Here is a 20,802-nt window from a genome sequence, read left to right on the forward strand (position 1 = left end):
TCGACAACTCCGACGGGGCGCTGCCCATCGAGTACTCCGAGGTCACCATCACGCGGATCATGTTCCGCAACGGCGGCAGCGAGTACCAGATCAACGGCGACACCTGCCGTCTCCTCGACATCCAGGAACTGCTCTCCGACTCCGGCATCGGCCGCGAGATGCACGTGATCGTCGGCCAGGGCCAGCTCGACTCCGTGCTGCACGCCGACCCCATGGGCCGCCGCGCCTTCATCGAGGAGGCCGCCGGAGTCCTCAAGCACCGCAAGCGCAAGGAGAAGGCGCTGCGCAAGCTGGACGCGATGCAGGCCAACCTCGCGCGCGTGCAGGACCTCACCGACGAGCTCAGGAGGCAGCTCAAGCCCCTCGGCCGCCAGGCGGCGGTCGCCCGCAGGGCCGCCGTCATCCAGGCCGACCTGCGCGACGCCCGGCTGCGTCTGCTCGCCGACGACCTCGTACGGCTGCGCGAGGCCCTCGAGGCCGAGATCGCCGACGAGGCCGCCCTGAAGGAGCGCAAGGAGGCGGTCGAGCAGGAGCTGGGGAAGGCCCTCCGGCGCGAGGCCCTGCTGGAGGACGAGGTGCGCCGGCTCGTCCCGCGGCTGCAGAACGCCCAGCAGACCTGGTACGAGCTCTCCCAGCTCGCCGAGCGGGTGCGCGGCACGATCTCGCTGGCCGACGCGCGCGTGAAGAGCGCCACCTCCGCGCCCCCCGAGGAGCGGCGCGGCCGCGACCCCGAGGACATGGAGCGCGAGGCCGCCCGCATCCGCGAACAGGAGGCCGAGCTGGAAGCGGCCCTGGAGGCGGCCGAGCGCGCCCTGGAGGACACGGTCGCCCACCGCGCCGAACTGGAGCGCGCGCTGGCCCAGGAGGAACGGCGCCTGAGGGACGCCGCCCGCGCCCTCGCCGACCGGCGCGAGGGACTCGCCCGGCTCAAGGGCCAGGTCGGCGCCGCCCGTTCGCGAGCCGCCGCCGCCCAGGCCGAGATCGAGCGCCTGGCCGCCGCCCGTGACGAGGCCCAGGAGCGGGCCGTCGCCGCCCAGGAGGAGTACGAGGCGCTCAAGGCGGAGGTCGACGGCCTCGACGCCGGCGACGCGGAACTCGCCGAACGGCACGAGGCGGCCAAGCGCCGGCTGGCCGAGGCGGAGAGCGCCCTGAGCGCCGCCCGCGAGGCGGCCACCGCGGCCGAGCGCGAGCGGGCCGCGACCCGGGCCCGCCACGAGGCCCTCGCCCTGGGCCTGCGCCGCAAGGACGGCACCGGGGCACTGCTCGCGGCCGAGGACCGGCTCACCGGACTGCTGGGACCGGCCGCCGAACTGCTCACCGTGGCGCCCGGCCACGAGGTCGCCCTGGCCGCCGCCTTCGGCGCCGCCGCCGACGCCCTCGCGGTGACGTCCCCGTCGGACGCCGCCGACGCCATCCGCCTGCTGCGCAAGCAGGACGCGGGCCGGGCCGCCCTGCTGCTCGCCGGCGCCCCCGACGACGTACCGCGGCAGCCGCCGGCCGACGGGGCGCCGTACGCCGCCGATCTCGTCCGCGGGCCCGCCGCCCTGATGCCCGCCGTACGGCGGCTGCTGCGCGGGATCGTCGTCGTCGGCACCCTGGAGGACGCCGAGGACCTCGTCCGCGCCCGGCCCGACCTGACCGCCGTCACCGCCGAGGGCGATCTGCTGGGAGCCCACTTCGCGCAGGGCGGGTCCGCCGGGGCGCCCAGCCTCCTGGAGGTGCAGGCCTCCGTGGACGAGGCGGCCGCCGAGCTGGAGGAGCTGGCCGTGCGGTGCGAGGAACTGGCCGGGGCGCAGGCCGCGGCGGCCGAGCGGCGCGCGGAGTGCGCGGCCCTCGTCGAGGAACTGGGGGAGCGGCGCCGGGCCGCCGACCGGGAGAAGTCCGCCGTCGCCCAGCAGCTCGGGCGGCTCGCCGGGCAGGCGCGCGGTGCCGCCGGGGAGGCCGAGCGGTCCGCCGCCGCCGCGGCCCGGGCCCAGGAAGCCCTCGACCAGGCGCTCACCGACGTCGAGGAACTCGCCGAACGGCTCGCCGCCGCCGAGGAGAGCGCCCCCTTCGGGGACGGAGGGACGGAGGAACCCGACACCTCCGTGCGCGACCGGCTCGCCGCCGACGGCGCCAACGCCCGCCAGACCGAGATGGAGGCCCGCCTCCAGGTCCGTACCCACGAGGAACGGGTCAAGGGGCTCGCCGGGCGGGCCGACTCCCTGGACCGGGCCGCCCGCGCGGAACGCGAGGCACGCGCGCGTGCCGAGCAGCGGCGGGCCCGGCTGCGGCACGAGGCGGCCGTCGCCGCGGCCGTCGCCTCCGGCGCCCGGCAGCTGCTGGCGCACGTCGAGGTCTCCCTCGCCCGCGCCGAGGAGGAGCGCGCCGCCGCCGAGGCCGCCAAGGCCCACCACGAGCGGGAACTCGCCCGCGCCCGGACCGAGGGACGCGATCTCAAGGCGGAACTCGACAAGTTGACGGATTCGGTCCACCGGGGCGAGGTACTCGGCGCCGAGAAGCGGCTGCGGATCGAGCAGCTGGAGACCAAGGCGCTGGAGGAACTGGGTGTCGAACCGGCCGGGCTGGTGGCGGAGTACGGCCCGCACCGGCTCGTGCCGCCCTCGCCCCCCGCCGAGGGCGAACAGCTGCCGGAGGACCCGGACCATCCGCGCAACAGGCCCCGCCCCTTCGTGCGGGCCGAGCAGGAGAAGCGCCTGAAGGCCGCCGAGCGCGCGTACCAGCAGCTCGGCAAGGTGAACCCGCTCGCCCTGGAGGAGTTCGCGGCGCTCGAGGAACGCCACCAGTTCCTCAGCGAGCAGCTGGAGGACCTGAAGAAGACCCGCGCGGACCTGCTCCAGGTCGTCAAGGAGGTCGACGAACGGGTCGAGCAGGTCTTCACCGAGGCCTACCGGGACACGGCCCGCGAGTTCGAGGGCGTCTTCTCCCGCCTGTTCCCGGGCGGTGAGGGGCGCCTCGTGCTGACCGACCCCGACAACATGCTCACCACGGGTGTGGACGTCGAGGCGCGTCCGCCGGGCAAGAAGGTCAAGCGGCTGTCGCTGCTCTCGGGCGGGGAGCGGTCGCTGACCGCCGTGGCCCTGCTCGTGTCGATCTTCAAGGCGCGGCCCAGCCCGTTCTACGTGATGGACGAGGTCGAGGCCGCCCTCGACGACACCAACCTCCAGCGGCTGATCCGGATCATGCAGGAGCTGCAGGAGGCCTCGCAGCTGATCGTCATCACGCACCAGAAGCGCACCATGGAGATCGCCGACGCCCTCTACGGCGTCTCCATGCAGGGCGACGGTGTGTCCAAGGTCATCAGCCAGCGCCTCCGCTGACTCCGTGCGGGTTACACCTTTCTGACCTGCACTCTTCCCTCTTGTGTTCAACTTGTGAACGTAATCTCCGTGCAACTGTGGGGAAATTTCTTACGAACTCTCTATTGACTTCGAAAGTTGAAGACATAGTCTCTGCTTCGTTGCTTTTACCTTCAGGTACCTTCAGGTGGACCTCGAAGGGCTGACCCCCCATCCGGCGACGTTGCCGGTGGCCCGAGGAGTACACGTGACCAGCACAGCGCAGGCACAGAAGTCAGGAGCCCGGACGGCTCATCCCGAACATCTCGGGCACGTCATCTTCATCGCGGCGGCGGCCGCCATGGGCGGTTTCCTCTTCGGCTACGACAGCTCCGTGATCAACGGCGCCGTCGAGGCCATCCGTGACCGTTACGACATCGGCTCCGCCGCCCTCGCCCAGGTCATCGCCGTCGCCCTGATCGGCTGTGCCATCGGCGCCGCGACCGCCGGCCGCATAGCCGACCGCATCGGACGCATCCGCTGCATGCAGATCGCCGCGGTCCTGTTCACCGTCAGCGCCGTCGGCTCCGCGCTGCCCTTCTCGCTGTACGACCTCGCCTTCTGGCGCGTCGTCGGCGGCTTCGCCATCGGCATGGCCTCCGTCATCGGCCCGGCCTACATCGCCGAGGTCGCCCCGCCCGCCTACCGCGGCCGGCTCGGCTCCTTCCAGCAGGCCGCGATCGTCGTCGGCATCGCCGTGTCGCAGCTGGTCAACTGGGGCATCCTGAACGCCGCCGACGGCGACCAGCGCGGCGAGCTGATGGGCCTGGAGGCCTGGCAGCTCATGCTCGGCGTGATGGTCGTCCCCGCCGTCCTCTACGGCCTGCTCTCCTTCGCCATCCCCGAGTCCCCGCGCTACCTGATCTCCGTCGGCAAGCACGAGCGCGCCCGGCAGATCCTCGAGGAGGTCGAGGGCAAGGACATCGACCTGGACGCCCGCGTCACCGAGATCGAGTCGGCGATGCGCCGCGAGGAGAAGTCCAGCTTCAAGGACCTGCTCGGCGGCAGCTTCTTCTTCAAGCCGATCGTCTGGATCGGTATCGGCCTGTCGGTGTTCCAGCAGTTCGTCGGCATCAACGTCGCGTTCTACTACTCCTCGACGCTGTGGCAGTCGGTCGGCGTCGACCCGACGGACTCGTTCTTCTACTCCTTCACCACGTCGATCATCAACATCGTCGGCACCGTCATCGCGATGATCTTCGTCGACCGCATCGGCCGCAGGCCGCTCGCGATCATCGGCTCCGTCGGCATGGTGATCGGCCTCGCGCTGGAGGCCTGGGCGTTCTCCTTCGACCTCGTCGACGGCAAGCTTCCCGAGACCCAGGGCTGGGTCGCCCTGGTCGCCGCCCACGTCTTCGTCCTCTTCTTCGCCCTGTCCTGGGGTGTGGTCGTCTGGGTCATGCTCGGCGAGATGTTCCCCAACCGGATCCGGGCCGCCGCCCTGGGCGTGGCCGCCGCCGCGCAGTGGATCGCCAACTGGGCCATCACCGCGAGCTTCCCCTCGCTGGCCGACTGGAACCTGTCGCTCACCTACGTCGTCTACACCGTCTTCGCCGCGCTCTCCATCCCGTTCGTCCTGAAGTTCGTGAAGGAGACGAAGGGCAAGGCACTGGAGGAGATGGGCTGACCCGCCCCCTCCGCACCGGACGGGCCCGGCCCCGTCCCGCGAACCCGGGGAGAAGGGCTCAAGCCCCCGCCGCCCCTCTCCTCGTACCCCCCACCACCGCCCCGGCCCGGTACCGCCCGAGCCGGGGCGGTGTCCCGTGCGCGACGCCGTGCGCAGGCAATCGGCCGGCTGCGAGGGGAACGGCGGCCCGAGCCGGGCGGCCGCGGGGCGGACGTCCACTGACGTACCGTCAGGTCGCGGGCCGCCGGCGCCGCGCGGCACGGTCCGTCCGGCACGGGCCGGCATCGGGGCGAGGGGGGTGCCCATGGCTGATACTGGACCCGTTATGGACATCGTCATCCTTGCTGTAGTCATCGCCGTGGTCGTGCTCGGCGCGCTCGGCGGGCTCATCGTCGGGAGCAGGCGCAAGAAGCCGCTGCCCCCGCCGCCGCCCGCCGCGCCCGACATCACCGCCCCGCCGACCGAGCCGCACGTCGGCGAAGAGGCCGAGACGCCGCGGGAGGAACCGCGGCGCACCATCGAGGAGGTTGATCTTCCGGGCGGTCCCGCTCCCGTCGTCGTCGAGGAGCCGCCCACCGTCGAGGCTCCGCCGATCGAGATCCCGGAGCCCACCGCCGGACGCCTGATCCGGCTCCGCGCCCGTCTCTCCCGTTCGCAGAACGCCCTGGGCAAGGGCCTGCTCACCCTGCTGTCCCGCGAGCACCTCGACGAGGACACCTGGGAGGAGATCGAGGACACCCTGCTCACCGCCGACGTCGGCGTGCAGCCCACCCAGGAACTGGTCGAGCGGCTGCGCGAGCGCGTGAGGGTGCTCGGCACCCGCACCCCCGAGGAACTGCGCGGCCTGCTCCGCCAGGAGCTGATCACGCTGGTCGGTCCCGAGATGGACCGCACCGTGCACACGGAGAACGCGGCCGGCGGTCCGGGCATCGTGATGGTCGTCGGTGTCAACGGCACCGGCAAGACCACCACCACCGGCAAGCTCGCCCGCGTGCTGGTCGCCGACGGCAACACCGTCGTCCTCGGCGCGGCCGACACCTTCCGTGCCGCCGCCGCCGACCAGCTCCAGACCTGGGCCGAGCGGGTCGGCGCCCACACCGTGCGCGGTCCCGAGGGCGGCGACCCGGCCTCCGTCGCGTTCGACGCGGTCAAGGAGGGCAAGGAGATGGCCGCGGACGCCGTGCTCATCGACACCGCCGGCCGCCTGCACACCAAGACCGGTCTCATGGACGAGCTCGGCAAGGTCAAGCGCGTCGTGGAGAAGCAGGCCCCGCTGGACGAGGTGCTGCTCGTGCTCGACGCCACCACCGGCCAGAACGGCCTCATCCAGGCCCGGGTCTTCGCCGAGGTCGTCGACATCACCGGCATCGTGCTCACCAAGCTGGACGGCACGGCCAAGGGCGGCATCGTGATCGCCGTCCAGCGCGAGCTGGGCGTCCCGGTGAAGCTGATCGGTCTCGGCGAGGGCGCGGACGACCTGGCGCCGTTCGAGCCGGAGGCGTTCGTGGACGCGCTCCTCGGAGACTGAGCCCCGGGCCTCAGGGCCTGTCCGGCAGACGCGAAGAAGCGCCCGCCCCCGAGTCGGTCGGGGGACGGGCGCTTCGCCGTGCGCGTGGGGGACGGCTTGACGGGACCGATGGGCCGCCCGGCGATCTTCGGGACCGGGGCTCCCCGGCGATCCGCGGGACCGGCGGGCCACCACGCGGACCGCGGGAACGGCGGGCCGCCGCGTGAGCCGCGGGAACGGGGGCCGTCCGGCGATCCCGCCGCACCGGAGGGCTACGCCCGTGACCGGTGCGCCACGTACGCCAGCGTGCCGAGCACCAGCCGGGCCTCGGGCGGCCGGTACGCCGAGTCCAGGGCGGGGGAGCGCAGCCAGCGCACCGGGCCGAGGCCGCCCCGGTCGGACGGCGGTGCCGTGATGCACGTGCCGGGTCCGAGGCCCCGCAGGTCGAGGGCGGCCGGGTCGTCCCAGCCCATGCGGTAGAGCAGTTCGGGCAGCGCGGCGGCGGCGCCGGGGGCGACGAAGAAGTGGGCGCGGCCGTCCGGGGTGGCGGTGACCGGGCCGACCGGCAGGCCCATGCGCTCCAGCCGGGCCAGGGCGTGGCGTCCGGCGGGCTCGGCGACGTCGATGACGTCGAACGCCCGCCCGACCGGCAGCATCACCGAGGCTCCGGGGAATTCGGCCCAGGTCCCGGTCACCGCGTCCAGCGGTGCGCCGGCGGGGATCACCGGCGCGAAGTCCAGTGGGTGCGCGCCCGGTGCCCGGCAGTCGGCCCGGCCGCAGGAGCAGGCGCCCGCGGCGGCCCGGACACCCGGCACCACGTCCCAGCCCCACAGCCCGGTGTACTCCGCCACGGCGGTGGCGTCCGACGGGCGGCCCCGGCGGCGCGAGCCGGACCGGATGTCGCGGATGCCCCGACTGATGCCGATCGTGAAGCCCATGCCCCCTCCAACGGGTCCGACGCACCGATGGTTACGCAACGGGCGCACGGCGTGACGCTCTGTGTTTCCACTTCCCCGCGCCGCTCCACTCAGTCGGCGCCTCGAAGTGTCCAGGGGTGGTGTGTTCTGCTGCGCGCGCCCCTGTGTGCATCGCTGCATCCACCCCTGGCTGTCCTGTGTCAAGTGAATCGTGGGTTGACGACCGTGAGTTCATTCGAAGGGGTGGCGAATGGTGGCGATTGCGGTTCCGCCATGGTGAGACGGGTGATCGTAGGACTACGGTGAGTGCACGGCTTCTTGGGGCACATGCACTCGTGGGTATGCCGGAGGCAACTCGGCTTTCCGTTCGAAGGGTGAGAAGCGTCGGACGGGCGGCTCCGGCAACCGGCATTCTGATAGGGCTTGGCGCACTCGGCGACAAGTGGTCTTCAGGGATGGGGGCGTTCCAGTGAGCGGCAACGGCGGTGGCGGGACGAATGCTGCGAGCGCGGAGAAACGCCCGAACGAACTCCTCGCCTCGTGGTTCGTCCGCAGCGGCTGGTCCAAGGGCGAACTCGCCCGCCAGGTCAACCGCAGAGCACGCCAGTTGGGCGCCAACCACATCTCCACCGACACCTCGCGCGTGCGTCGCTGGCTGGACGGCGAGAACCCGCGCGAGCCGATCCCCAGGATCCTGTCCGAGCTCTTCTCCGAACGCTTCGGCGTCGTGGTCTCCGTCGAGGACCTGGGCCTGCGCACCGCTCGTCCGTCACCCTCCGCGACCGGCGTCGACCTGCCCTGGACGGGCCCGCAGACCGTGGCCCTGCTCAGCGAGTTCTCGCGCAGCGACCTGATGCTGGCGCGGCGCGGCTTCCTCGGGAGCTCGCTGGCCCTCTCCGCGGGCCCGCCCCTCATCGAGCCCATGCAGCGCTGGCTCGTTCCCACCCCGTCCGCCCCGCAGTCCCGGCCCGAGCCGGACCCGGTGCCGTCCGCCGGGCGGGCCCGGGGCCGGCTGTCCAAGCCGGAGCTGGACCTGCTGGAGACCACCACCGTGATGTTCCGGCAGTGGGACGCCCAGTGCGGCGGCGGTCTGCGCCGCAAGGCGGTCGTCGGCCAGCTGCACGAGGTGACGGACCTGCTCCAGGAACCCCAGCCCGAGGCCACCACCCGGCGGCTGTTCAAGGTCGCCGCCGAACTGGCCGAACTGGCCGGCTGGATGTCGTACGACGTCGGGCTCCAGCCCACCGCGCAGAAGTACTTCGTGCTCGCCCTGCACGCCGCCAAGGAGGCCGGCGACCGGCCGCTCGGCTCCTACGTGCTGTCCAACATGAGCCGGCAGATGATCCACCTCGGCCGGCCCGAGGACGCCCTGGAGCTGATCCACCTCGCGCAGTACGGCAGCCGGGACTGCGCGAGCCCGCGCACCCAGTCGATGCTGTACGCGATGGAGGCCCGCGCCTACGCCAACATGGGCCAGCCCGGCCGGTGCAAGCGGGCGGTCAGGATGGCCGAGGACACCTTCGCCGAGGCCGCCGAGTGGGACGAGCCGGACCCCGACTGGATCCGCTTCTTCTCCGAGGCCGAGCTGTACGCCGAGAACTCCCACTCCTTCCGCGACCTCGCCTACGTCGCCGGCCGCAGCCCCACCTACGCCTCCCTCGCCGAGCCGCTCATGAAGCGGGCCGTGGAGCTGTTCGGCCAGGAGGGCGGCGCACACCAGCGGTCCTATGCCCTCAACCTGATCGGCATGGCCACGGTGCATCTGCTCCAGCGGGAACCCGAACAGAGCGTGGTTTTCGCCACCGAGGCCATCAAGGCGGCCAAGAAGGTCCGTTCCGAACGCGTCAACACTCGTATCCGAAAGACGGTCGACACGGCCGTGCGCGACTTCGGGGACCTCGCCGATGTCGTCGACCTCACCGAGCGGCTCGCGGCCGAGCTGCCCGAGACCGCGGAGGCGGTCTGACACCCCAGAGGAACCGCTGAGCCCCGGCCGCGGCCGGCCCTCCCGAACTGCCCGACTCGGCTCCCCCATGCCAGGTCATTCGGAGGCCGGCCGCGGCCGGACCCCTTTTCCGCGCCCGAACCGGCGCCGCCCAGGTCGCGTCACGACGACGATCGCGCGACCGGACATCCCGCGGTTCATCGAGCCGTAACACGCCGGGTGCCTTCGTCACGGCGGCGAAACAACGAGGGGCCTCCGCCGAAACCGCGCTGCGCCAATCTCGTGGCGCATAACCGGCCCACCCCTCAATCCGCTCAGGCTTCGCCCGCACGGGGCCGTACCAACGACGAGGAGACGCCGATGGCACCAGCCATCACCCTGGCCGCAGACGCGCCCGCGCTGTCTGCCGCCAACACAGGGTTCATGCTCATCTGTTCCGCCCTGGTGATGCTCATGACCCCGGGTCTGGCCTTCTTCTACGGAGGCATGGTCCGCGTCAAGAGCACCCTGAACATGCTGATGATGAGCTTCATCAGCCTGGGGATCGTCACCGTCCTGTGGGTGCTGTACGGCTTCTCCATGGCGTTCGGCACCGACTCCGGCAGCCTCATCGGCTGGAACTCCGACTGGGTCGGCCTCAGCGACATCGGCCTGACCGAGCTCTGGGACGGCTACACCATCCCCGTCTTCGTCTTCCTGGTCTTCCAGCTGATGTTCGCCGTCCTCACGCCCGCGCTGATCAGCGGCGCGCTCGCGGACCGCGTGAAGTTCACCGCGTGGGCGCTGTTCGTCGCCCTGTGGGCCACCGTCGTCTACTTCCCCGTCGCGCACTGGGTCTGGGGCGCCGGCGGCTGGGCCTTCGAGCTGGGCGTCATCGACTTCGCCGGCGGCACGGCGGTCCACATCAACGCCGGTGCCGCGGCCCTCGGCGTGATCCTGGTCATCGGCAAGCGCGTCGGCTTCAAGAAGGACCCGATGCGCCCGCACAGCCTTCCGCTGGTCATGCTCGGCGCCGGTCTGCTGTGGTTCGGCTGGTTCGGCTTCAACGCCGGCTCCTGGCTCGGCAACGACGACGGCGTCGGCGCGCTGATGTTCGTCAACACCCAGGTCGCCACCGCCGCCGCGGTCCTCGGCTGGCTCGCCTACGAGAAGATCCGCCACGGCGCGTTCACCACGCTGGGCGCCGCCTCCGGCGCGGTCGCCGGCCTGGTCGCCATCACCCCGGCCGGCGGCGCGGTATCCCCGCTCGGCGCGATCGCGGTCGGCGTCATCGCCGGTGTGCTGTGCGCCATGGCGGTCGGCCTGAAGTACCGGTTCGGCTACGACGACTCCCTCGACGTCGTCGGCGTCCACCTCGTCGGCGGCATCCTCGGCTCCCTGCTCGTCGGCTTCTTCGCCACCGGCAAGGGCCAGTCCGACGTCGCGGGCCTCTTCTACGGCGGCGGCCTGGACCAGTTCTGGAAGCAGTGCGCCGGCGTCCTCGGTGTCCTCGCCTACTCCCTGGTCGTCTCCGCGGTCCTCGCCCTCCTCCTCGACAAGACGATCGGTATGCGAGTCTCCGAGGACGACGAGGTGGCCGGCATCGACCAGGCCGAGCACGCCGAGACCGCATACGACTTCAGCGGCGCCGGCGGCGGCGCGGCCCGCACCGCCGTCACCGCCCCCGTCGCCCCGGCCGAGAGCAAGAAGGTGGACGCATGAAGCTCATCACCGCCGTCGTGAAGCCGCACCGGCTCGACGAGATCAAGGAGGCCCTGCAGGCCTTCGGAGTGCACGGTCTGACCGTCACCGAGGCCAGCGGCTACGGTCGCCAGCGCGGCCACACCGAGGTCTACCGCGGGGCCGAGTACACCGTCGACCTGGTGCCCAAGATCCGCATCGAGGTGCTGGTCGAGGACGACGACGCCGAACAGCTCATCGACGTCGTCGTCAAGGCGGCCCGCACCGGCAAGATCGGTGACGGCAAGGTCTGGTCCCTCCCGGTCGAGACGGCCGTACGCGTCCGGACCGGCGAGCGCGGCCCGGACGCGCTCTGACGGCGGACGAGTTCTGACGGCGGACGAACGGAACAGGAGTCGCCGGGTGACGGGTACGGACATGCACGACGAGACGAAGGACTCGGGACCCGGCGGCTACGCGGCGGCCCGGCTGCGCCTCCTCACCGAGGAGGCGCGGTCCGGGCCGCCGCGCCGTACCGCCCTCGCGGACCTCACGGACGCGTGGCTCGGCGGGCTGTTCGCCGCGGGCACGCGAGAGCCGCGCGGGATCTCCCTGGTCGCCGTCGGCGGCTACGGGCGCGCGGAGCTGTCCCCGCGCAGCGACCTCGACCTGCTCCTGCTGCACGACGGCAGTGACCCCGGGGCGGTCGCCGCCCTCGCCGACCGGCTCTGGTACCCCGTCTGGGACCTGGGCCTCGCGCTCGACCACTCCGTACGCACCCCGGGGGAGGCCCGCAGGACCGCGGGCGAGGACCTGAAGGTCCAGCTCGGACTGCTCGACGCCCGGCACCTCGCCGGCGACCTCGGCCTGACCACCGGACTGCGCACGGCGGTGCTGGCCGACTGGCGCAACCAGGCACCGAAACGGCTCCCCGAACTCAAGGAGCTGTGCGCCGAACGCGCCGAACGTCAGGGCGAACTCCAGTACCTCCTGGAACCCGACCTCAAGGAGGCGCGCGGCGGACTGCGCGACGCCACCGCGCTGCGCGCCGTCGCCGCCTCCTGGCTCGCCGACGCCCCGCGCGAGGGCCTCGCCGAAGCCCGCCGCCGGCTCCTCGACGTACGGGACGCACTGCACCTGACGACCGGCCGCGCGACCGACCGGCTCGCGCTCCAGGAACAGGACCAGGTGGCGTCCGAGCTGGGGCTGCGCGACGCCGACGCGCTGCTGCGGCAGGTGTACGAGGCGGCCCGCGTCATCGCGTACGCCAGTGACGTCACCTGGCGCGAGGTGGGCCGTGTCCTGCGCTCCCGGGCCGTGCGGCCGAGGCTGCGCGCCCTGCTCGGCACCGGAAAGCCCACCGCCGAGCGCTCCCCCCTGGCCGAGGGGGTCGTGGAACAGGAGGGCGAGGTGGTGCTCGCCCGCGCCGCGCGCCCCGACCGCGACCCCGTGCTCCCGCTGCGCGCCGCGGCCGCCGCCGCACAGGCCGGGCTCCCGCTCTCCCTGCACGCCGTACGGCGCATGGCGGCCGCGGCGCGCCCGCTGCCCACGCCCTGGCCCGCCGAGGCACGCGAACAGCTCGTGACCCTGCTGGGCTCCGGCCGCCCCACCGTCGAGGTCTGGGAGGCACTGGAGGCCGAGGGCCTGGTCACCCTCCTGCTGCCCGACTGGGAGCGGGTGCGCTGCCGGCCGCAGCGCAACGCCGTGCACCTGTGGACCGTCGACCGGCACCTCGTCGAGACCGCCGTGCGCGCCTCCGAGCTCACCCGCCGGGTGGGCCGCCCCGACCTGCTGCTGGTCGCCGCGCTGCTGCACGACATCGGCAAGGGCCGGCCCGGCGACCACTCGGTGGCCGGCGAGGTCATCGCCCGGGACGTGGCCGCCCGCATCGGCTTCGACCACCACGACGTCACGGTGATCGCCGCCCTCGTACGCCACCACCTGCTGCTCGTGGAGACCGCCACCCGGCGCGACCTGGACGACCCGGCGACCGTGCGCGCGGTCGCCGGGGCCGTCGGTTCCCAGGGCACCCTGGAACTGCTGCACGCCCTGACCGAGGCCGACGCGCTCGCCACCGGCCCCGCCGCCTGGTCGTCCTGGCGCGCCTCACTGGTCGCCGACCTGGTGAAACGGGTCTCGGCGGTGCTCGCGGGAGACGCCCCCGCCGTCCCCGAGGAGGCCGCGCCCACCACCGAGCAGGAGCGCCTCGCGCTCGAGGCGGTCGCCACGGGCGGCCCGGTGCTGGCCCTGCGGGCACGGACCGAGCCGCCCGCCGAGCGGCAGGAGCCCTCCGGCGACCCGGAGCCGCTGGGCGTGGAGCTGCTGATCGCCGTCCCCGACCAGCCGGGCGTGCTGCCCGCCGTGGCGGGGGTGCTCGCCCTGCACCGGCTGACCGTACGGACCGCGGAGCTGCGGACGGTGGACCTCCCGGACGGCGTCGACGGATCCGTGCTGCTGCTGGACTGGCGCGTCGCCGCCCAGTACGGCTCCCTGCCCCAGGCCGCCCGGCTGCGCGCGGACCTCGTACGCGCCCTGGACGGCACCCTGGACATCGCCGGCCGCCTCGCCGAACGGGACGCCGCCCACCCCCTGCGGCGGGGCGTGGTCGCGCCGCCGCCGCGCGTCACGGTCGCCCCGGCCGCCTCCCGGCACGCCACCGTGATCGAGGTCCGGGCCCAGGACGCGCCGGGGCTGCTGTTCCGGATCGGGCGGGCGCTGGAGGACGCGGGGGTGCGGGTGCGCAGCGCGCATGCGAGCACGCTCGGCGCCAACGTCGTCGACGCCTTTTATGTGACGCAAGCGCAGGGTGTGCCTTTGCCGGGTGACGAGGCGGTGGGTGTGGCTCGGAAGCTGGAGGAGATGCTGCGGGCGTGACCTTCTGGTCGTGTTGTGCGCTGATCGAGGGTGCTCCCCGCCGATGCGGGGACGGTCCGATCGTGAACGACGAACTGATCACGCTTCTGGGCCGACCCCCGCCGCCGCGGGGACCCGCCCCCGCCCGCCGGCCGAGCGGGCGGGGGCGATTTGCTTGCCGGGCCGGATACCCTGGAGGGCAGCCCAGTTCCGCCCCCGACTTCGAGGACCGACGCCACCGTGTTCGATACCCTCTCCGACCGCCTCAGCGCGACTTTCAAAAACCTCCGCGGCAAAGGCAGGTTGTCCGAGGCGGACATCGACGCCACGGCGCGCGAGATCCGTATCGCGCTCCTCGAAGCGGACGTGGCGCTGCCGGTCGTCCGCTCCTTCATCAAGAACGTCAAGGAGCGCGCCCTCGGCGCCGAGGTCTCCAAGGCCCTGAATCCGGCCCAACAGGTCCTCAAGATCGTCAACGACGAGCTGGTGACCATCCTCGGCGGCGAGACCCGCCGACTGCGCTTCGCCAAGCAGCCGCCGACCGTGATCATGCTGGCCGGTCTGCAGGGTGCCGGTAAGACCACCCTCGCGGGCAAGCTCGGCAAGTGGCTCAAGGAGCAGGGCCACTCCCCGGTGCTGGTCGCCGCCGACCTCCAGCGCCCGAACGCGGTCAACCAGCTGAGCGTCGTCGCCGAGCGCGCGGGCGTCGCCGTCTACGCGCCCGAGCCGGGCAACGGCGTGGGCGACCCGGTGAAGGTCGCCAAGGACTCCATCGAGTTCGCGCGGACCAAGGTCCACGACATCGTGATCGTGGACACCGCCGGCCGCCTGGGCATCGACCAGGAGATGATGCAGCAGGCCGCGGACATCCGGGACGCGGTCTCGCCCGACGAGATCCTGTTCGTCGTCGACGCGATGATCGGTCAGGACGCGGTCAACACCGCCGAGGCCTTCCGCGACGGCGTCGGCTTCGACGGCGTGGTGCTCTCCAAGCTCGACGGCGACGCCCGCGGTGGCGCGGCCCTGTCGATCCGCCAGGTCACCGGCAAGCCGATCATGTTCGCGTCGAACGGCGAGAAGCTCGACGACTTCGACGCCTTCCACCCGGACCGGATGGCCTCCCGCATCCTCGACATGGGTGACCTGCTCACCCTGATCGAGCAGGCGGAGAAGACGTTCAGCCAGGAAGAGGCCGAGAAGATGGCCTCCAAGCTGGCGTCCAAGAAGGGCCAGGACTTCACCCTGGACGACTTCCTGGCCCAGATGGAGCAGGTCCGGAAGATGGGCAGCATCTCCAAGCTGCTCGGCATGCTCCCGGGCATGGGCCAGATCAAGGACCAGATCAACAACCTCGACGAGCGCGACGTCGACCGCACCGCCGCGATCATCAAGTCGATGACCCCCGCCGAGCGCCAGGACCCGACGATCATCAACGGCTCCCGCCGCGCCCGCATCGCCAAGGGCTCCGGTGTCGAGGTCAGCGCGGTGAAGAACCTGGTCGAGAGGTTCTTCGAGGCCCGCAAGATGATGTCCCGCATGGCCCAGGGCGGTGGCATGCCGGGGATGCCCGGGATGCCGGGCATGGGCGGCGGTCCCGGCCGGCAGAAGAAGAAGCAGAAGCAGGCCAAGGGCAAGCAGCGCTCCGGCAACCCGATGAAGCGCAAGCAGCAGGAGCAGGAGGCCGCCGCGCGCCGCGCCGCCGCCGCGGAGGGCGGCAGCGCCTTCGGGCTGCCGCAGCAGGGCGGCCAGGACTTCGAGCTTCCCGACGAGTTCAAGAAGTTCATGGGCTGACGCCTCCGCCGGGACCGCGACCGGGGCGTTCCTCGCACGAGGGGCGCCCCGGCGGCATGTCCGGCGGTCCCGGACGCGGTGGGGTCAGGGCGCCGGCCTCACGCCGTCCGCGCGATCAGGTACCGGAACACGTTCGGCATCCACACGGTGCCGTCCCGCCGCTGGTACGGATGAAGCGCCTCCGCCAGCTCCTTGTCCACCTGCACCTGGTCCGTGGCGGTGATCGCCGGGTCGAACAGTCCCGTCGACTTGAGGCCCCGCACCGCGCTGTCCACGTCGGCGTAGCCGAAGGGGCAGGCCACCCGTCCGGAGCCGTCCGGCCTCAGACCCGCCCGCTGGGCGACCTGTTCCAGGTCGTCGCGGTGCGCGGGGCGCCAGGCGCCCGCGGCGCGCAGCGGCTCCGCCAGCTTGGTGGCCACCCGGAGCACGGACGTCGTGGCGCACCGCTCCGGCGGACCCCAGCCGGCCAGCACCACGGCCGCTCCGCGCTCGGCGAGCGGTGTCGCCTCGGCGAGCAGCTCACCCAGCCCTTCCGCGTCCCCCGCGAGACAGCCGATCGGCTCGAAGGCGGTCAGCACGGTGTACGGGGGCGTGTCCGCGCGGGCCGTGTCCGCGGGTGAGCCGTCCACGATCCGGGTGTCCGTCCGCGCGTGCGTGTCCCGCTCGTCGGGCAGCAGGCGCTCCCGCGCGAGGGCCAGCCGGTCGGCGGAGGTGTCGACACCGGTGATCGTGGCACCGCGCGAGGCCGCCATCAGCAGGGCCAGTCCGGAACCGCAGCCGAGGCCGAGCAGACGCGTCGCGGGACCCACGTCCAGCCGCTCGTAGACGGCCTCGAAGAGCGGTACGAGCATCCGCTCCTGTATCTCGGACCAGTCACGCGCGCGTGCACGCGGGTCCACGCGGGGGACGTCCCCCGCGTGAGGCGGGTGCTGCCGCACGAGCGTAGGTGTCATAGGTAAGCGCCCCAATCAGCCGAGAGTTGCCGCAGTGCCTGATTCCCTGGCCCCCGTGCAGTGCGCTCGCACTTCCTCCGTATGCCAGGAAACTGCGCCCGCGACGTGCCGTCCAGTGGAAGGGGGCGGCGGTTTGGTGGTTGCTCGTGCCAGTGGCAAGAATTCACATTCCGGCAATCCGGGCCGCGTGATCCCGCCGGGTGCGGGTCGGTGCGGGTCGGTGCGGGTCGGTGTGGGGCGGTGCGAGGTGCCGACGGAGCACCCGGTAGCGTCACGGTCCGGGGGCGTGCCGGCCGGGCCGGGCGCTTCCGTCACGAGAGCGGCCGAAAACGCCTCTTGCGCACCAGCGGGTCCCCGTCGCACCGGCGCGCGGACGCCGCGTACGCGCCGGGCCGTACGTCAGCCTACGCACCACCTTGCGGTGAGCTGCGAGGCTTCTCCGCAGATCAGCGCACCCGCCCTCGTCGGGACGCATCAGCGGCAACTGACGGGTACGTGCAAATTATTTGGGATGCCCCGGAATCGGAACACAGAGGCACCCCGGCTCGTTGCCGTTACGTGAGCACGACACAGACACCACCTGTTCTCGCCGCAGAGCTGGCGCAGGCGTGGGCCGACATTCAGCGGTACCACCCCGAGCTGCCCGATCTTGCCGCGCCCGAGTCCCTGATCGGGGAGTCGTCGTCCGCGTGCGGTCACGAACTCTCCTTCGAACGACTGCTGCACGAGGCAGTCCACGGCGTCGCCGCCGCACGCGGCGTGCGCGACACATCCCGCGCCGGCCGCTACCACAACCGCAGGTTCCTCGCCATCGCCGAGGAGCTGGGCCTGGACCACCCCGAGGAACCGCACCCCAGCAGCGGCTTCTCACTGGTCACGCTCACTCCCGAGGCCAAGCGCCGCTACCGCCCGACGATCGAACGCCTGCAGCGCGCCCTGAAGGCGCACTCCGCGGCGACCACGGGCGACACCGCCCGCAGCTTCCGCGGCCCGGCCGCCCGGCACGGCTCCTCCGGTGGCGGCGTCCGGGTCAAGGCCGTCTGCGACTGCGGCCGCAACGTCCGCGTCGTCCCGTCGGTCCTGGCCCAGGCCCCCATCGTCTGCGGCGGCTGCGGCAAGCCCTTCCGCATCCCGGAGGTCGTGGGAGCGGCGAGCTGACCGACTCCGGCATTTCGTGGGTGCCGGAAGAGGGGTGCCGTGGATCGCGTCACGGCCGCGGGCAGTCGTGCCTCCCCCCGGGAGCCCTTCGAGCGGTGGGAGCCCCACAGCGGCACGGGCGGGCGACGGGGGCCCGCCCGAGCGGAGCCGAGAGCGGGGGAGGCATCCCGTGACGCCGGGCCGCGCATCCGACGTGTGGTCACCAGGACGCCGGGTGCCCCTCGGGCATGCCCGGCCCCACGCCCCCTCGGTCCCGGGCGACCCGCGGGTATGGCACAATGGCTAGCTGTACTCGACAGCCGCACAGGACCCCTCTCTCCTCCGGCTGACGCGTCCATCGGGCACTCGGGTACCGCAACCCCACGCGGCTTCTCTCGCCGTGCCCAACCACGTCAAATCCAGGAGATCCCACTCCCGTGGCAGTCAAGATCAAGCTGAAGCGTCTGGGCAAGATCCGTTCGCCTCACTACCGCATCGTCGTCGCCGACTCCCGTACCCGCCGTGACGGCCGGGCCATCGAGGAGATCGGCAAGTACCACCCGACGTACAACCCGTCGGTGATGGAGGTCGACTCCGAGCGGGTGGCGTACTGGCTCTCCGTCGGCGCCCAGCCGACCGAGCCCGTGCTCGCCATCCTGAAGAAGACCGGCGACTGGCAGAAGTTCAAGGGCGAGCCCGCCCCGGCGCCGCTGCTGGAGCCGGCCGGGAAGCCCGAGCGCCCGTCGTTCGAGGCGCTCGGTGGCGAGGACGAGGGCAAGGGTGAGGCGATCACCCAGAAGAAGAAGGCTGAGAAGAAGGACGAGGCCGCCGCCGAGTCCGCGTCGACCGAGGCCTGAGCATGCTCGAGGAGGCTCTCGAGCACCTCGTGAAGGGCATCGTCGACAACCCTGACGATGTGCAGGTGGCCTCGCGCAACCTGCGCCGCGGACGTGTGCTCGAGGTCCGGGTCCACCCGGACGACCTCGGCAAGGTGATCGGTCGCAACGGCCGCACCGCACGCGCTCTGCGTACCGTCGTGGGCGCCATCGGCGGTCGCGGTGTCCGTGTCGACCTCGTCGACGTGGACCACGTCCGCTGACGTATCGCAACCGGCTCGGGCCGGGGAGGGCCTTGAGGGCCCTCCCCGGCCCGTAGTCGTAGACCAGGAGAAAAAAGCACCGTGCAGCTGGTAGTCGCGCGCATCGGCCGCGCCCACGGCATCAAGGGCGAGGTCACCGTCGAGGTCCGTACCGACGAGCCCGAACTGCGGCTCGCCCCCGGCGCCGTCCTGGCCACCGAGCCGGCCTCGGCCGGTCCGCTGACCATCGAGACGGGCCGCGTCCACAGCGGCCGCCTTCTGCTGCGCTTCGAGGGCGTACGCGACCGCAACGCCGCCGAGGCCCTGCGCAACACCCTCCTGATCGCCGAGATCGACCCGGAGGAACTGCCCGAGGGCGAGGACGAGTACTACGACCACCAGCTGATCGACCTCGACGTCGTCACCGAGGACGGCGAGCAGGTCGGCCGGATCACCGAGATCTCGCACCTGCCCACCCAGGACCTCTTCGTGGTCGAGCGCCCCGACGGCAGCGAGGTGCTCGTGCCGTTCGTCGGGGAGATCGTCACCGAGATCGACCTGGAGGAGCAGCGCGCGGTCATCGCCCCGCCGCCCGGCCTGATCGACGACCGCGCCGAGATCGCCTCCGCACGGGACACCGGGGACGAGGCGTAATGCGGCTCGACGTCGTCACGATCTTCCCCGAGTACCTCGAACCGCTGAACGTCTCCCTCGTCGGCAAGGCACGCGCGCGCGGGCAGCTGAACGTGCACGTGCACGACCTGCGCTCCTGGACCTACGACCGGCACAACACCGTCGACGACACCCCGTACGGCGGCGGCCCGGGCATGGTGATGAAGACCGAGCCCTGGGGAGACGCCCTCGACTCGGTCCTGGCGGACGGCTACGAGACCGGCTCCCGCGAACCGGCCCTGATCGTCCCCACCCCCAGCGGCCGCCCCTTCACCCAGGAACTCGCGGTCCGGCTCTCCGAGCGCCCCTGGCTGATCTTCACCCCGGCCCGCTACGAGGGCATCGACCGGCGCGTCGTCGACGAGTACGCGACCCGGATGCCGGTGTACGAGGTGTCCATCGGCGACTACGTCCTGGCCGGCGGCGAGGCGGCCGTCCTCGTCGTCACCGAGGCCGTGGCACGGCTGCTCCCCGGAGTCCTGGGCAACGCCGAATCGCACCGGGACGACTCCTTCGCACCCGGCGCCATGGCAAGCCTCCTGGAGGGCCCCGTCTACACCAAGCCGCCCGTCTGGCGCGACCGGCAGATCCCCGAGGTGCTGCTCAGCGGTCACCACGGGAAGATCGCCCGCTGGCGGCGCGACGAGGCGCTGAGGCGCACCACGGCCAACCGGCCCGACCTGATCGAACGCTGCGACCCCAAGGCCTTCGACAAGAAGGACCGCGAGATGCTGTCCGTCCTGGGCTGGGAACCGGACCCGGCGGGGGAGCCGTACGGCCGATTTTGGCGCAGGACCGGCGGCGTGGAAGAATAGGCCGCTGTTGTGCGCCGTCCGGCGTGCGCCCCTGCCGCAGGGGGACACGACGCCCGCCCCGCACCGCACACCCGAGATTGACGAAACCCTAGTTGCCGTTGATGACCTGCGGCATCAGCGAAGAAAGCAGACGAAATGTCTCACCTGCTCGACTCCGTCGACTCCGCGTCGCTGCGCAGCGACGTCCCGGACTTCCGCCCCGGCGACACCGTCAACGTCCACGTGCGCGTCATCGAGGGCAACCGCTCCCGTGTGCAGCAGTTCAAGGGCGTGGTGATCCGTCGCCAGGGTTCCGGCGTGCGCGAGACCTTCACGGTCCGCAAGGTCTCCTTCTCCGTCGGCGTCGAGCGCACCTTCCCGGTGCACACCCCGATCGTGGAGAAGATCGAGCTCGTCACCAAGGGTGACGTCCGTCGCGCCAAGCTGTACTACCTGCGCGAGCTGCGCGGCAAGGCGGCGAAGATCAAGGAGAAGCGCGAGAACTGAGCGCTTTACCGGCGTCGTGCCGCG

Annotated in this window: 16 protein-coding genes; 14 read left to right on the forward strand and 2 right to left on the reverse strand. The window is 72.3% G+C overall.

Translation table 11 applies throughout. From position 1 onward, the window contains the following. The 3 genes from smc to ftsY form a co-directional block, all read left to right on the forward strand. A partial coding sequence (gene smc / locus RIM90_RS17855; protein ID WP_309061708.1) for a chromosome segregation protein SMC occupies nucleotides 1-3,320 on the forward strand: 3,320 nt, incomplete at its 5' end. A 226-nt stretch (nucleotides 3,321-3,546) separates the two neighbouring features. Continuing rightward, complete coding sequence (locus RIM90_RS17860; protein WP_309061709.1) at nucleotides 3,547-4,965, forward strand: sugar porter family MFS transporter; 1,419 nt, start codon at nucleotides 3,547-3,549, stop codon at nucleotides 4,963-4,965. Nucleotides 4,966-5,290: 325 nt separating this feature from the next. Then, nucleotides 5,291-6,493: a signal recognition particle-docking protein FtsY gene (ftsY, locus tag RIM90_RS17865; protein ID WP_309061710.1), complete on the forward strand. Its 1,203-nt coding sequence runs from the start codon at nucleotides 5,291-5,293 to the stop codon at nucleotides 6,491-6,493. Nucleotides 6,494-6,744: 251 nt separating this feature from the next. On the opposite strand, the gene RIM90_RS17870 is transcribed toward ftsY, so the two are convergent. Next, the gene (locus RIM90_RS17870) at nucleotides 6,745-7,410 is read right to left on the reverse strand and encodes a bifunctional DNA primase/polymerase (RefSeq protein ID WP_309061711.1); all 666 of its coding nucleotides are present in this window, start codon (nucleotides 7,408-7,410) and stop codon (nucleotides 6,745-6,747) included. A 448-nt stretch (nucleotides 7,411-7,858) separates the two neighbouring features. On the opposite strand from RIM90_RS17870, the gene RIM90_RS17875 reads away from it, so the two are divergent. From RIM90_RS17875 to ffh, 5 genes are all read left to right on the forward strand, one after another. Next, nucleotides 7,859-9,355 carry a hypothetical protein gene (locus RIM90_RS17875; protein WP_309061712.1) on the forward strand — a complete coding sequence of 499 codons (1,497 nt, stop codon included), beginning with the start codon at nucleotides 7,859-7,861 and terminating at the stop codon, nucleotides 9,353-9,355. Nucleotides 9,356-9,694: 339 nt separating this feature from the next. Further along, nucleotides 9,695-11,035: an ammonium transporter gene (locus RIM90_RS17880; RefSeq protein WP_309061713.1), complete on the forward strand. Its 1,341-nt coding sequence runs from the start codon at nucleotides 9,695-9,697 to the stop codon at nucleotides 11,033-11,035. After that, complete coding sequence (locus tag RIM90_RS17885; protein ID WP_007493361.1) at nucleotides 11,032-11,370, forward strand: P-II family nitrogen regulator; 339 nt, start codon at nucleotides 11,032-11,034, stop codon at nucleotides 11,368-11,370. Before RIM90_RS17880 ends, RIM90_RS17885 begins: the two co-directional genes overlap by 4 nt. Before the next feature lie 61 nt (nucleotides 11,371-11,431). Next, nucleotides 11,432-13,867: a [protein-PII] uridylyltransferase gene (locus RIM90_RS17890; RefSeq protein ID WP_375165471.1), complete on the forward strand. Its 2,436-nt coding sequence runs from the start codon at nucleotides 11,432-11,434 to the stop codon at nucleotides 13,865-13,867. Between the two features lie 219 nt (nucleotides 13,868-14,086). Further along, a complete protein-coding gene (gene ffh, locus RIM90_RS17895) occupies nucleotides 14,087-15,637 on the forward strand; it encodes a signal recognition particle protein (RefSeq protein WP_309061715.1) in 1,551 nt (516 codons plus the stop codon). A 98-nt stretch (nucleotides 15,638-15,735) separates the two neighbouring features. On the opposite strand, the gene RIM90_RS17900 is transcribed toward ffh, so the two are convergent. Further along, on the reverse strand, nucleotides 15,736-16,590 hold the full coding sequence (locus tag RIM90_RS17900; RefSeq protein ID WP_309061716.1) for a methyltransferase domain-containing protein: 855 nt from the start codon (nucleotides 16,588-16,590) through the stop codon (nucleotides 15,736-15,738). Between the two features lie 558 nt (nucleotides 16,591-17,148). Between RIM90_RS17900 and RIM90_RS17905 the strand changes: the two genes are divergently transcribed. The 6 genes from RIM90_RS17905 (at nucleotide 17,149) to rplS (ending at nucleotide 20,778) form a co-directional block, all read left to right on the forward strand. Beyond that, entirely contained in the window at nucleotides 17,149-17,748 is a 600-nt protein-coding gene (locus RIM90_RS17905; protein WP_309061717.1) for a hypothetical protein, read from the forward strand. Between the two features lie 416 nt (nucleotides 17,749-18,164). Further along, nucleotides 18,165-18,584, forward strand: coding sequence for a 30S ribosomal protein S16 (rpsP, locus tag RIM90_RS17910; RefSeq protein WP_309061718.1), 420 nt, complete (start codon nucleotides 18,165-18,167; stop codon nucleotides 18,582-18,584). 2 nt (nucleotides 18,585-18,586) lie between these two features. After that, nucleotides 18,587-18,826: an RNA-binding protein gene (locus tag RIM90_RS17915; protein ID WP_003973401.1), complete on the forward strand. Its 240-nt coding sequence runs from the start codon at nucleotides 18,587-18,589 to the stop codon at nucleotides 18,824-18,826. Between the two features lie 81 nt (nucleotides 18,827-18,907). Further along, the gene (gene rimM / locus RIM90_RS17920; protein ID WP_309061719.1) at nucleotides 18,908-19,459 is read left to right on the forward strand and encodes a ribosome maturation factor RimM; all 552 of its coding nucleotides are present in this window, start codon (nucleotides 18,908-18,910) and stop codon (nucleotides 19,457-19,459) included. Next, entirely contained in the window at nucleotides 19,459-20,292 is an 834-nt protein-coding gene (gene trmD / locus RIM90_RS17925) for a tRNA (guanosine(37)-N1)-methyltransferase TrmD (RefSeq protein ID WP_309061720.1), read from the forward strand. The genes rimM and trmD overlap by 1 nt, the downstream gene beginning before the upstream one ends. A gap of 135 nt (nucleotides 20,293-20,427) precedes the next feature. Beyond that, on the forward strand, nucleotides 20,428-20,778 hold the full coding sequence (rplS, locus tag RIM90_RS17930) for a 50S ribosomal protein L19 (RefSeq protein ID WP_106412234.1): 351 nt from the start codon (nucleotides 20,428-20,430) through the stop codon (nucleotides 20,776-20,778). The last annotated feature ends 24 nt before the right edge of the window (nucleotides 20,779-20,802 follow it).

Origin of the sequence: Streptomyces sp. (assembly GCF_031181555.1) — a bacterium.
GTDB classification, from domain to species: domain Bacteria; phylum Actinomycetota; class Actinomycetes; order Streptomycetales; family Streptomycetaceae; genus Streptomyces; species Streptomyces fimbriatus.